Source organism: Kitasatospora sp. NPDC051170 (assembly GCF_044455705.1).
Classification (GTDB): domain Bacteria; phylum Actinomycetota; class Actinomycetes; order Streptomycetales; family Streptomycetaceae; genus Kitasatospora.
This window is the reverse complement of record NZ_JBITFA010000005.1, coordinates 291,903-304,677: the sequence shown is the minus strand read 5'-3', so window position 1 is coordinate 304,677 and position 12,775 is coordinate 291,903. Positions and strand designations below refer to the sequence as shown.

At 73.1% G+C, this 12,775-nt stretch carries 11 protein-coding genes; 3 read left to right on the top strand and 8 right to left on the bottom strand.

The window, feature by feature from the left end:
- Positions 1-61: 61 nt before the first annotated feature.
- Positions 62-1,891, bottom strand: a complete 1,830-nt coding sequence (locus tag ACIBCA_RS14320) for an acyl-CoA dehydrogenase (RefSeq protein WP_396283169.1) — start codon at positions 1,889-1,891, stop codon at positions 62-64.
- Between the two features lie 214 nt (positions 1,892-2,105).
- Here ACIBCA_RS14320 and ACIBCA_RS14315 point away from each other — a divergent pair, with 214 nt between their 5' ends.
- The 3 genes from ACIBCA_RS14315 (at position 2,106) to ACIBCA_RS14305 (ending at position 4,914) form a co-directional block, all read left to right on the top strand.
- Positions 2,106-2,609 (top strand): SseB family protein, encoded by a 504-nt coding sequence (locus ACIBCA_RS14315; RefSeq protein WP_031072267.1) that lies wholly within the window; start codon positions 2,106-2,108, stop codon positions 2,607-2,609.
- 126 nt (positions 2,610-2,735) lie between these two features.
- Positions 2,736-3,704 (top strand): pirin family protein, encoded by a 969-nt coding sequence (locus ACIBCA_RS14310; RefSeq protein WP_396283168.1) that lies wholly within the window; start codon positions 2,736-2,738, stop codon positions 3,702-3,704.
- Positions 3,705-3,957: 253 nt separating this feature from the next.
- Entirely contained in the window at positions 3,958-4,914 is a 957-nt protein-coding gene (locus tag ACIBCA_RS14305; RefSeq protein WP_396283167.1) for a LuxR C-terminal-related transcriptional regulator, read from the top strand.
- A gap of 25 nt (positions 4,915-4,939) precedes the next feature.
- Here the strand turns inward: ACIBCA_RS14305 and ACIBCA_RS14300 are convergent, their stop codons facing one another.
- The 7 genes from ACIBCA_RS14300 to ACIBCA_RS14270 all read right to left on the bottom strand — a co-directional run bounded on the left by ACIBCA_RS14300 (position 4,940) and on the right by ACIBCA_RS14270 (position 12,694).
- Positions 4,940-5,194, bottom strand: coding sequence for a hypothetical protein (locus ACIBCA_RS14300; protein WP_396283166.1), 255 nt, complete (start codon positions 5,192-5,194; stop codon positions 4,940-4,942).
- A 65-nt stretch (positions 5,195-5,259) separates the two neighbouring features.
- A complete protein-coding gene (locus ACIBCA_RS14295) occupies positions 5,260-6,558 on the bottom strand; it encodes a YcaO-like family protein (protein ID WP_396283165.1) in 1,299 nt (432 codons plus the stop codon).
- On the bottom strand, positions 6,555-7,769 hold the full coding sequence (locus ACIBCA_RS14290; protein ID WP_396283164.1) for an iron-containing alcohol dehydrogenase: 1,215 nt from the start codon (positions 7,767-7,769) through the stop codon (positions 6,555-6,557). Before ACIBCA_RS14290 ends, ACIBCA_RS14295 begins: the two co-directional genes overlap by 4 nt.
- Before the next feature lie 20 nt (positions 7,770-7,789).
- Positions 7,790-9,070 (bottom strand): daptide-type RiPP biosynthesis aminotransferase, encoded by a 1,281-nt coding sequence (gene mpaD / locus ACIBCA_RS14285; RefSeq protein WP_396283163.1) that lies wholly within the window; start codon positions 9,068-9,070, stop codon positions 7,790-7,792.
- Positions 9,070-9,960 (bottom strand): daptide-type RiPP biosynthesis methyltransferase, encoded by an 891-nt coding sequence (gene mpaM, locus ACIBCA_RS14280; protein ID WP_396283162.1) that lies wholly within the window; start codon positions 9,958-9,960, stop codon positions 9,070-9,072. Before mpaM ends, mpaD begins: the two co-directional genes overlap by 1 nt.
- On the bottom strand, positions 9,957-10,976 hold the full coding sequence (gene mpaB, locus ACIBCA_RS14275) for a daptide biosynthesis RiPP recognition protein (RefSeq protein WP_396283161.1): 1,020 nt from the start codon (positions 10,974-10,976) through the stop codon (positions 9,957-9,959). The genes mpaM and mpaB overlap by 4 nt, the downstream gene beginning before the upstream one ends.
- Before the next feature lie 38 nt (positions 10,977-11,014).
- The gene (locus ACIBCA_RS14270; RefSeq protein ID WP_396283160.1) at positions 11,015-12,694 is read right to left on the bottom strand and encodes a hypothetical protein; all 1,680 of its coding nucleotides are present in this window, start codon (positions 12,692-12,694) and stop codon (positions 11,015-11,017) included.
- Between the last annotated feature and the right edge of the window lie 81 nt (positions 12,695-12,775).

Here is a 12,775-nt window from a genome sequence, read left to right as displayed (position 1 = left end):
CGGTGGCAGCCGGGCCCTTCGGTGTGAGGGTTTCGTCAGGCGGTTCAGAAGGGGGGAGGGCTTAGAAAGCCTCCTCCGCCAGCTCCATGATCTCGTTGTCGATACCCTCGGCGATCACCCGCTGCGGGGCGACGGTCGGGAGGATGTTCTTGGCGAAGAAGCGGGCCGCCGCGACCTTGCCCTGGTAGAACGGCACGTCCTTCTCCGAGGCGCCGGCCTCCAGCTTGGCCAGGGCCACCGCGGCCTGGCGCAGCAGCAGCCAGCCGATGACGACGTCGCCGCAGACCATGAGCAGGCGGGTGGTGTTGAGGCCCACCTTGTACATGTTCTTGACGTCCTGCTCGACCGAGGTCAGGTCCGCCAGCAGCTTGCCGACGATGGCCTCCAGGTCGCCCGCGGCCTTGGCCAGCAGGTCGCGCTCGACGGCGAGGGCGTCGCCGCCCTCGGCGGAGCCCAGGAACTTCTGGATCTGCTCGGACAGGGCGGTCAGCGCCTGGCCGCCGTCCTTGACGATCTTGCGGAAGAAGAAGTCCTGGCCCTGGATCGCCGTGGTGCCCTCGTAGAGGGTGTCGATCTTGGCGTCGCGGATGTACTGCTCGATCGGGTACTCCTGCAGGTACCCGGAGCCGCCGAAGGTCTGCAGCGACTGGGCGAGCTGCTCGTACGACTTCTCGGAGCCGTAGCCCTTGACGATCGGCAGGAGCAGGTCGTTGAGGCGCTCGGCGGCCTCGTCGTGCTCGCCGCGCAGCTTGGCGACCGTCATGTCGTCCTGGGTGGACGCGGTGAACAGGACCAGCGCGCGCATGCCCTCGGCGTAGGCCTTCTGGGTGAGCAGCGAGCGGCGCACGTCGGGGTGGTGGGTGATGGTGACGCGCGGGGCGGTCTTGTCCAGGAACTGCGAGATGTCGGCGCCCTGCACGCGCTCCTTGGCGTACTCCAGCGCGTTCAGGTAGCCGGTGGAGAGGGTGGCGATGGCCTTCGTGCCGACCATCATGCGGGCGAACTCGATGATCTTGAACATCTGGCGGATGCCGTCGACCTTCTCGCCGAGCAGCCAGCCCTTGGCCGGGTGCTTGGCACCGAAGGTCATCTCGCACGTGTTGGAGGCCTTGAGGCCCATCTTGTGCTCGACGTTGGTGGCGTAGACGCCGTTGCGCTCGCCGAGCTCGCCGGTCTCCCAGTCGAAGTCGAACTTGGGGACGATGAACAGGCCCAGGCCCTTGGTGCCCGGCTTACCGCCCTCGGGGCGGGCCAGCACCATGTGGATGATGTTCTCGGACATGTCGTGCTCGCCCGAGGTGATGAAGCGCTTCACACCCTCGATGTGCCAGGAGCCGTCCTCCTGCTGGATCGCCTTGGTGCGGCCGGCGCCCACGTCGGAGCCCGCGTCGGGCTCGGTGAGGACCATGGTGGAGCCCCACAGGCGGTCGGTCATCCGCAGGGCGACCGCGTGCTGCTCCTCGGTGCCCTCCTCGGCGATGACGCCGGCGAAGGCCGGGCCGGAGGAGTACATCCAGATGGCGGGGTTGGAGCCCAGGATCTGCTCGGCGAAGGCCCAGATCAGGGAGTTCGGGGTGACCTGGCCGCCGATGGACTCCGGGATGCCCAGGCGCCACCACTCGGCGTCCATGTAGGTCTGGTAGCTCTTCTTGAACGTGGCCGGGATCGGAGCGGTGTTGGTCTCCGGGTCGAAGACCGGCGGGTTGCGGTCGGTGTCGGCGAAGGACGCGGCGAGGTCGTTCTCGGCGAGGCGCGCGATCTCGCTGAGGATCTCCTTCGCGGTCTCGACGTCCATGTCCGCGAACGGTCCGGTGCCGTAGACCTGCTCGCGGCCGAACACCTCGAAGAGGTTGAACTCCACGTCCCGCAGGTTGGACTTGTAGTGACCCATGGCCGTTTTCTCCGGTTCGTCGCTTCCGGGAGACCGCCGCGTTCGGGCGTCCCGTACCCACCAGTAGGCATCATGATGCTACCCGGCGGTAACTTGGGCAAGCCCCTGACGGCAAATCCGATATGAACGTGGTCACGTCCCACAAGGCGGGACGACCACTCCTTGTCAGGATCGACGCCCGCACAGGCGGGTGCGCTCCCGCTAGCCTGTCCGTGTGTACGGATATGACCAGAACGCATACCCGGGCGACCCCTACCAGCAGCAGGCGGGTCCGCAGCCGGGCATGGGCGGCATGCCCGGACCGGACGCCTACGGCGCACAGGGACAGGCCCCCCAGCAGTCCCTGTACCCCGAGCCCTCGCCCCCCTCACTCGCGGACGCGGTCAGGGCCTTCACCACGGGCTCGATGGCGGTCGAGGACTTCCAGGCGATCTTCATCACCTCCAAGGTCCACTGCCCGCGCGGCGAGCGCCCCGGCTTCCTGGCGCTGCACAACACCCCCACGCCGGTGATCCCGATGTTCAGCTCGCTCAAGGAGCTGCGCCGCTACGCCGGCAAGGAGTCCAAGCACTTCACCGTCACGGGCGCCGAGGTGCTGGACCTGCTGCCGACCGGCTACGGCTTCGCCCTGGACATGGAGGGCGAGCACCGGATGGTGTTCGACGCCAAGGCGGTGGAACAGATGGTCGACTTCACCATGCGCCGGATGTACGGCTGACCCATCCTTGGGAGAGGAGCCCCGGCTCCCTCGTCACCATTTGGTTCAACTTTCAACTTGCTTGTTGTTGAGGATTGAACTATTCTCGTGGACGAAGGCCGAGAGGACCCCCCGAAGGAGGCCGACATGCCCGCCGTGACCGTCGAGAACCCGCTGACCCTGCCGCGCGTGACCACCCCGGACGCCGCCGCTTCGACCGCCCGTCCGGTCCTCGCCGTGGCCACCGCCCCCGAGGGCTTCGAGGGCGAGGGCTTCCCCGTCCGCCGCGCCTTCGCCAAGATCAACCAGAAGTACCTCGACCCGTTCATCATGATGGACCAGATGGGCGAGGTGGACTATGCGGCCGGTGAGCCCAAGGGAACCCCTTGGCACCCGCACCGCGGCTTCGAGACGGTCACCTACATCATTGACGGAACGTTCATCCACCGGGACTCGCACGGCGGCGGCGGCACCATCACCGACGGCGACACCCAGTGGATGACGGCCGGCTCGGGCCTGCTCCACATCGAGACCCCGCCGGAGTCGCTGGTGCGGTCCGGCGGCCTCTTCCACGGCCTCCAGCTGTGGGTGAACCTGCCCGCCTCGGACAAGATGATCGCCCCGAAGTACCAGGACATCCGCGGCGGCAGCGTCAAGCTGCTCAGCTCCGAGGACGGCGGCGCGCTGCTGCGCGTCATCGCCGGCGAGCTGGACGGCCACCAGGGCCCGGGCACCACCTTCACCCCGATCACCATGATCCACGCCTCGATCAACCCCGGCGCCCAGATCACCCTGCCCTGGCGCTCCGACTTCAACGCCCTCGCCTACGGCCTCGCGGGCAACGGCGCGGCCGGCACCGACCACCGCCCCTTCCACCGGGGCCAGGCCGTCGTCTTCGGCGACGGCGACTCGATCACCCTGCGCGCCGACGAGAAGCAGGACTCCCGCGACGACAACTTCGAGGTCGTCCTCCTCGGCGGCCTCCCGATCCGCGAGCCCGTCGCGCACTACGGCCCGTTCGTCATGAACAGCCACCGCGAGCTCCAGCAGGCCATGGAGGACTTCCAGGCCGGCCGCCTCGGCACCATCCCGGCGGACGCGCACCTGCCGAGCTGACGCCGGGCCCGTATCGGAGCGGGGAGCGCCTCACCGGAAGAACGGCGGAAGCCGGGAAAACGGCGGGGCGCTCCCCGCTATTTCCGGTGGGATATTACTGATGCGTCATCATTTATCGGCGTTCCGGAAATTACCCCGCAGCAGCGATCTTGAATGTCCACGTAGTGGAATACGATCGACTGGCGTGACCAGGGGGCCAGGGACGAGGCCCTCTGATTTGTTATACCTCGGGGGCGTTATGGAGCACGGCGTTTTGACGCATCTGGCGGTGTCGCCGGATGAGGAACGGATCTACCGGGCGGTTCTCTGCGCCCCGGGCCTCGGACTGGAGGCCCTCGCCCTGAGCTGCGCGCTGGACCCGGACACCCTCCAGCCGGTCGTCGACCGGCTGGAGGAGCGGGGAATGATCAAGATCGACCGGCAGCAGCGGCTCAGCGCCACCGATGCGGCGGTGGTGGTCGAGCGGCTCGTGGAGCAGCGGCTGGCCGAGCTCCAGAACGAGCTGCGGGAGGTGATCTCCTCCCGCCACGTGGCGAGCGTGCTGCTCAAGGACCAGCAGGACGGTGTGCGCAACGCGGTGCCCGCGGGCGTGGAGCGGATCGAGGGGCTCGACGACGTCCGCGCGCGCATCGACGAGCTGACCTTCTTCACCCACCACGAGCTGCTCTCCGTCCAGGCGAAGGGCGTGCTGTCCCCGGCGGCGATCGAGGCGACCCGGGAGGTGGACCTGCGCTGCCTGCGACGCGGCGTCGAGATGCGCACGGTCGTCCGCGCCAACGCCCTGGATGACCGGCTCACCGCCGACTACCTGCGGGAACTCTCCTCCCAGGGGGTGCGGATCCGCGCCGCGGACGGCCCGCTGGAACGCATGCTGATCTTCGACCGGCGGACGGCCCTCGTCCCGATCGACCCGCAGGACAGCTCGAAGGGCGCCCTGGTGGTGCACCAGGCCGGCATGCTGTCGAGCCTGCTCGCGCTGTTCGAACGGTTCTGGGAGGGCGCGACCAGCCTGGACGAGGAGCGGCTGAGCGAGATCGAGCAGCGGGTGCTGCGGATCATGGTGAAGGTCGACAAGGACGAGGCCGGCGCACGGGAGCTGAACATCTCCGTGCGCACCTACCGCGGCCACGTCGCGGAACTGATGCGCCGCCTGGGCGCCACCAGCCGGGTCCAGGGCGCGCTCGCCGCCCGGGAACGCGGGTGGATCTGAGCCGGGCGGGGATCGAAGGCGGGGCTCAGGAGACCTCCGCCAGGTACCACCCGTTCAGCCCGGCTTCCGCGAAGGCCCGGTCGATCGCCTGCGTGTCCGCCGCCGGCGGCTCCCCGTCCGGGGTCTCGATCTCGAGGGTGAACCCGCCGCCCGCCATCACCGGCGTGCACCGCCACTGGGCGGGCAGCCGCGCGACCAGGCGGATCGACGCCGTCTCGGGGGGCGAGAAGGCCGCGTCCGACGCCTGGTCGGCGAGGACACGAATTGTCAGGATCGCCATGACCGCTTGCTCCTAAGGAAATGTCACCGGCCGGTGGGGGAAGGCGGGTCGAGCAGCTGCACACTCTAGATGAGCGGATGGGGCGCCCACAGCGGTTCACCGTTGTTCAGGGCGCTTATTCCGGTGCGCTGTTCCGCCGAGGCCAGTCGGGGGTGGTTCCAGCCGAACGGCGTGCGCTCGTCCATCCGCAGCGGCTGGAGGCCGACCGGGACGACCTTGACGGCCGCCCAGCCCATCCGGCGCAGGGCGGCGGGCAGCCGGTGCGAGAGGTCGACGGCGAGCGGGTCCGCCCCCTGCTCCCGCAGGGCGCTCACCAGCCGCGCGACCGTGACGGGTTCGGCGGGCTTCTCGGTGGGCTTCTCGGTGGGCTCGTGGCCGACGGGCTGCGGATCGCCGAAGCCCGAGCACCACAGGGCGACCGCGTCGGCGCCGGGCGCGTCGGCGAAGTAGCGGGCGCGGTCGACGTCCTCGGTGACGACGGACGGAGTGGGCCCGTCCTGCGGGGCCCGGCGGGTGAGCCGCAGGACGGTCCGGATCTGGAGCGCCTCCTGGAGCGCCCCGGCCAGCGTCCGGCCCCAGTCGGTGGAGGCGTTGCACCCCACGGCCGCGAGCGGACGGCCGTCGCAGCTGTCCAGCACGATCCCCACCGCGCAGACCACGCCCGGCACACCGGTCGGGATCCGGGCGAGCACCGGCTCCACCCCGCTCTCACGGGCCAGGTCCAGGGCGGTCCGCAGCCGGCGCCAGGCGGGGGTGGCCGGGGCGTCGCGAAGGCTCGCGTCGAGGTCCACCCGGGGCAGGGCGAGGCGCCGGGCCCAGGCGACCATCACCGCGTCCCGCTCGATCACCTCCAGCAGGGCGGAGCGCAGCGCCATGTCGAGGCCGTCGCCGGAGGCCGCGCCGGACGGGGACGGGTCGAAGCCGGCCGTCTCCGGGCCGGCCGCCGGGTAGTCCACCAGGCCGGCCGGCACCAGGACCTCCGTGTCGTCGGCGAGGCGGCGGGCCGGGTAGCGGCCGAGGACCGTGGCATCGGCACTGCCGAGGGCGATCCCGGGTGCGGCGAAGTCGAGCCGCTCGCCGTCCGCAGGCGCGCTCCAGACCTCCCGGTCACTGGGCGAGGGGCGCAGCGCGAACCGCTCGACGGCCTCGCCGGCGGCCCGGACCACCACGTCGCTGCGGGCCACCCCGCACGCGCCGACCACCTCGGGGGAGATGGTCCGCTCGGCCGAGGAGGACTCGTCCTGCTGCCAGGCGAGTTCCACCAGGCCCTGCCAGAGCGGCTCCTCGGAACCGCGCGGCGGCCGCAGCTCGCTGGCCCGGGCGAGGCCGGACCCCGGGGCCAGGGTCAGGGTGAAGTCGATCATGCTGCGGGGGCCCCTTCCAGGACGTCGGTGTAGAGCTCGGCCAGTTCGGCGGTGCGGAAGGCCCCGAGCATCGGCAGACCCGCTCCCCAGACCCGGGCGGCGCGGGTGGCCAGCACGGCCGGGTCCTGACCGTCCGTCGGGCAGGCCGGGACGCCCCAGCGCCGGGCCAGTTCGGCGATTCCGGCCGGCGGGTCCTCCGGCAGGTCCGGGATGCCGGTGCGGACGGCCTGCCAGGCGGTCCGCAGTCGGCCGGCGTCGCCGAGCCGGGTGTCCCCGGCCAGGACGCGGGCCCAGACGGCGGGCAGCACGAGAACGGTGGCGGACATCTTGCGGGCGCCGGTGGCGAGGGACAGCTCGTTGGCCAGGTACCAGACCTTGCCGACGAAGGGGTCGCGGCCCAGCATCGACCAGCCGAGCACCGTCTGCGCGCTGAGCAGGGCGAGTTCGGTGCGCAGCTCCGACGACGCGGCGGGCGCGAGGTCCTGCCCGGAGGCGGTCTCGTGGTCGGCTGCGGCGAGCCGGACGAGCAGCGAGCGCGCCTCGGCGTCGCCGGCCCGGGGGACGTGCCGGCCCGGTTCGGGGAGGTAGGTGTTCAGCAGCCGGCACAGCGCCTCCAGGGCGCCCTCCAGCAGCAGCCCGGTGGGCAGGGTCGCGGTGGCCCGCGGGTCGAGGACCGCGAGGTCGGCAGCCAGCGGTTCGGCCATGACGAGCTTGCGGGCACCGTCGACCAGGACGGTCGCCGCGGAGCTGACCTCGGCGGCGGTTCCGACCGTGGTCGGCACGGCCACCAGCTCCGGGCCGCCCCCGTGCGGGGCCGTGGCGGCGGGGGCGCCGGTCAGGGCGACCAGGCCGGGGCGGGGGCCGCCGTGCCGGATGCGGCGGGCGGCCTGGCCGTCGGTGCTCAGCAGCCGGGCCAGGGCCGCGGCGTCCAGGACGCTGCCGCCGCCGACGGCGACCAGCCGGGCCGATCCCCTGACGGCGTCGGCGAGTTCCTCGACCGCGTCCAGGGTGAGGGCCCGCGGGTCGAGCGCGAGCGTCCGCAGCCGGCCGCCCGAGGCCACCCGGGCGGCCTCGGCCAGCGGGCCGGTCACGGCCTCGGGCAGGCCGCGGTCGGTCATCAGGACGGTGTCCGCCGACGGGCCCTGGGCCAGCGTCCGGACGCCCGACTCCGCCCCCAGGTGCAGGCGGGTGCGGCGCTGCCACATCGCCATGGGGGGCAGGGTCGCGGTGTTCACCGGTGGTTCCCGACCTCTCGCGCGGCGGTCGCCAGCCCGGCGCGCAGGGCGCGCTCGAGGTCGTCCAGGTCGGCGTCGCTGCTGGTCAGCGGCGGGATCAGCTGGATGCAGCCGGGGCCCGGGTAGACCAGCGCGCCCTCCAGGCGAACCAGCGAGATGGTCTGCTGGATCCGCGCGGCGTCCAGCGGGACGCCCTCGGCGTCCGTCAGCCGGAGCGAGCGGAAGCAGCCCGTGCCGGTGACGCCGGCGGCGCCGGGCAGGGTGTCGAGGAGCGTGCGCAGGATGGCGTCGAGCCGGTCCGCCGTACGGGCGCCCGCGGCGAGGGCGTCCAGCCGGGTGAACTCGTCCAGGGTCGCCGAGATCGCCGCACAGGTGCTGGGTGAGCCGGCCTGGGTCTCGCCGTGCACCAGGATCGCGTCCTTCTCCTCGAAGGCGGCCGCCACCCGGTGGGAGACCAGCACGGCCGAGGCCGCGCAGGTGCCGTTGGTCAGGCCCTTGGAGGTCAGCAGCAGGTCCGGCCCGTCCGCCCAGAGGCCGGAGGCGAACAGCGGGCCGGTCCGGCCGAAGCCGGTGGCGACCTCGTCGGCGACGAGCAGGAAGCCGTACTCCGCGCGGAGCTTGAGCAGCGCCTCGATCATCTCCGGGGCGACCACGTGCGTCCCGGAGCCGAGGACCGGCTCGCACACGACGGCGGCGACCCGGTGGCCCTCGCGCTCCATCAGGCGGACCAGCTCGTCCGGGCGGTCGGGGCTGACGTGCCGGACCTGCCGGACGTCGACCCCGTACATCTGCTGCCCGAGGTCCTCGCCGCTCACCGCGAACGCCCCGTACGTCAGGCCGTGGTAGCTGCCCTTGAAGCCGACCACCAGGGTGCGCCGGGTGTCGCCGTTGAGCACGGCGTACTGGCGGGCGAGCTTCATGACCAGGTCGTTGCCGGAGCCGCCCGAGGTCGAGTAGAGCACCCGGCGGTAGGTGTCGGCGCCGGCCGCGGCCACCAGGCGGGCGGCGGCGTCGACGGCGTAGCGGTGGCCGAAGCGGAACAGGCTCAGGTAGGAGGCCTCGGTGAGGGCCTCGCCGATGGCGGCGGCGATGGCCGCGTTGCCGTAGCCGAGGTTGACGTTCCACAGGCCGCTGGTCGCGTCCATCACCTCGTGGCCGTCGGCGAACCGCAGGCGGCTGCCCGCGGCACTGGCCAACTGCCGGTCGGGGCGGGCGAACTGGCTCGGCGGGACGAGCATCTCCCAGAGCGGGTACGGGCGGTCCGCGCGGTCGGCCATCAGATGCTCCTCGCGATGATCAGGGAGTGGACGGAGCCGTCCTCGGTGGCGGTGGCCCGGACGGGGCGGGTGGTTTCGGCCTCGAAGCCGGCGTCGGCGAGCTCCGCGGCCAGCTCGTCGGCGGTGGGGAGGTGGACGACGGAGGTCAGCAGGACCGGCGGCCGGCCGGCGACCGTCTTCAGCACGGTGACGTAGCGGCGGGAGCGGTCGGCGACCAGGTGGGAGATCACCGTGCACTGCGCGTCGCCGAGTTCGGACGTACGGACGGTCTCGGTGGGCTCGGCGGGCTCGGCGCTCGGGGCCCCGGTGCCGGACTCCTCGGGGAGGTGGACCGTGAGGACGAACGGCGCGCCGGGGGCCAGGTGGCGGCGGACCGAGCGGAAGACCTCGGGCCGCAGGGCCGGGTCGAGCAGGCCGACGGTGGTGGTGCCCAGCAGGGCGCCGGCGAAGACCTTGCCCAGGGCGAGGTCGCGCATGTCGGCCTCGACCACGGTCAGCCGCTCGGCCAGCCGGGCGCCCTGCGGGGCCAGCAGCCGGCCGCTCAGCACGTCGAGCAGCGAACGGGAGTTGTCGATGCCGGTCACCCGGTGGCCGGCGGCCAGCAGCGGGATCGTCAACCTGCCGGAGCCGCAGGCCAGTTCGAGCAGCGGGCCGCGCAGGCCGCGGAAGGCGGCGAGCAGGTCGGGGATCTCGACCGTGTCGGCGGCGGAGAGCGCGTGGTAGACCGGGCCGCCGTGGTCGCCGTACATGTCGGCGACGATCAGGTCGGGGCCGAGTTCGGCCGCCAGTCGGCGGGCGGTGCCGGGCAGTTCGGCCAGTGCGTCGAGGGCCAGTGCATCGACGGCGGGCGCGGGGGCGGGCGCGGGGGCAGGTGCGACGGCGGTGGTCACGCGGCACCGCCCGTCGGGAGGCCCAGCCGCTCGGCCACCGCGGTGTGCAGCTGCCGGACCGCCTCGGGCAGGAAGCCGAGCGCCTGCGCGGCGAGCCGCTCCGCCTCCTCCGGGGCCACCGCGTTGTACGCGTCGAAGACGACCGCGGCCTCGCGGTTCACCCGGAACATCCTCAGCTCGGCCCCGAGCAGCACGTGCGGCCGACCGTCGACGGCGACCGCCAGCGGCGCGTCCACGTCCTCGACCGGGCCGGCGGGCAGCCCCTCGCAGAACCGGACGCCGAAGCCGGAGACCTGGATGCTGCCCGGGTGGCGGCTGTTCAGCCGCCGGACGGCGTCCAGCGCCCGGACGTAGCGGGCCAGCCAGGGGCGCTCGGCGTGGGCCTCGGCGAGCAGGCCCGGGGTCAGGACGCCGTCCAGCGCCGCCACGGCCTCCGGCGCCTCGGCCCCGGCCGGTGCGCCCGGCCCGGTCCGCAGGGTGCCGTCCTCGTCCAGGTGCAGCCGGGACGCGCCGCCGAGCACCTCGGAGGCCGCCAGTGCGGTCAGGTCGGCCAGCTGGACCGACGGGTGGGCCAGCTGCTCGGGGAAGACGCCCTCGGCGACGGCCCGGTCGGCGTCGGCGAGGAAGGCGGCGAGGTCCTCGTCACCGGTGATCCGCACGACGGTCGGGCCGGCCACGGTGAGGAAGCCGATCGAGGAGTAGTCGAAGACCTGGATGTAGATCTCGTCGGCCAGGACGATCTCGTCCCCGCTGAACCGGAAGCTGCCGTCGGTGGGGATCACGGTCGCGGGGGTGGCGCCGGCGAGGCCGGCGGCGGTCTCCCGGTCGGCGAAGATCCAGGTGTCCTCGGTGACGAGACCCGAGTCGAGCAGGGGGCCGAGGTCGGCGCCGGGCTCGGCGACGATCTCCAGCGCGGTGTCGCGCGGACCCGGGTAGCAGCCGGAGACCCAGCGCTGCAGCCGCAGGGCGGCTTCGGACATGAGCTCCGGGGTCGGCCCGGCGTCGAGCATGGTCATGGGAGTCTCCAGTGGTTCCAGGTACGTCGTGGGGCGGTTCAGAAGAGCTGCGACCAGGCCGGCGCGAGGAAGGTGCCGACCAGCCAGGAGCCGAGCGGGACGTCGTCCAGGTGCACGGAGGTCAGGCCGTCGGGCTGGGCGAGCGGGCCGTCCGTGCAGAGCGGCACCACCGTGCGGGAGATCTGCGCGTCGACGCCGATCTCCACCGGCGAGCCGGCCGCCGCGGAGACCGGACGGCTGACGGCGCCGCCGCAGACGACGGCCTCCCCCGCCGCGGGGTGCAGCACCATGCCCGATGCCTGAAGGCTCACCCGGTGTCCGGCCAGCCGGTCGGCGCCGGTGTCGGCGGGCAGCACCATCACCGGGCCCTGCGGGGTGGAGGCGTACACCGAGGTCACGGTGCGCGGGACGGTGACCCCGTACAGCACCGCCGCGACCAGGGCCGCCAGGACGAGCGCCCCGGCCGAGCGCCGCAGCGGTCCCGCGCCGTGCTCACCCGCCAGCCGGAACCAGCGGACGGCCTTGCGCAGCCCGAGGAAGCCGGCCCAGCCCACCACCGCGAGGACGAGCACGCTGCCGACCGGGCCGAGCACCACCAGGGCGAACGCCTGGTAGTTGAGGAAGGCCGAGGTGACCAGGGCGGGCGCGGTGACGGCGCAGGCCACGCCGAACAGCACCCGGCGCAGGCTCGGACGGCTGTCGAGCCGGCCGCCGAACACGGTGACGGCGGCGACCCGTCCGGCGTCCTCCATGGACTGGGCGCGCAGGTTGGGCCGGTCGAGCCAGCCGATCAGGGCCAGGTAACCGTCGAACTTCACGAACGGGCACAGGTTGACGGCGCCCATCAGCAGGTTGGAGACCACCAGCGCCGCGGCGAGCTGCCGTGCGCCGCCGTGCGGCAGCAGCGGGGCGATCGCCCCGGACAGCCCGGCGGTGGCCAGGTGGACCCGGATGCCGGCCAGCGCCACCAGCAACCGCTCCCGGCGGGGCAGCCGCCAGGCCTCGCTGACGTCGCAGAACATCGCGGGGCTGCCGTACATCAGCATCACGCCCAGCCGGTGGACCCGGCCGCCACCGCGCACCAGCGAGAGGCCGTGGCCGAGCTCGTGGACGAAGGTGGTCGTGACCATCGCGACCAGCAGGGCCACCAGGACGGGCAGGCTCGCGGGCCGGTCGAGTTCGTGGAGCGCGCCGGCACCGGCCAGCGCGAAGTGGGTGAGACCGCCGACGGTCACCGCGGCGCCCAGGGCCGCGCCGGCCCGGGAGGCCAGCGCGCGCCCGACCGGGGCGCAGGCCGCGAGCAGGAGGGCCGGGTTGAGGATGGTCAGTTCCAGGATGCCCGGCGGACGGTAGCCCCAGCGGCGGGGCGCCTTCGGTTCGGGCAGGTGGGCCGCGTCGGCGACGGTGGTGGTCAGCTCCAGCTCCGCGAACCGGGCCAGCGCCCGGTCCACCACGGACGGGTCGGCGACCCCGAGGTCGGCGGCCAGGGAGGCGCGGGTGCGGGTGCCGTCCAGGGAGCGGAGCAGACCGGCGGCGCTCGGCGCCATCCGCAGCTGCCGGCCGCTCACCCGGTCCACCACGATCACCCGGCGGCCGTCGCTGTCGGGGACGAAGTCGAGGCCGGGACGCATCACCAGGTCGAACGCGCCTGCGTCGCCGTCGGGGATCTCGTCGTGCGCACGGCCGGTCACCGTGGCCGTGGCCTGTACCGCGCTCACTGTTCCTCCGGAAGTCTTGGGGATCTGCTCAGACGTGGGGCGGGGCGGCGACCGCCCGGGTTTCTCACCCTGCGGTCACCG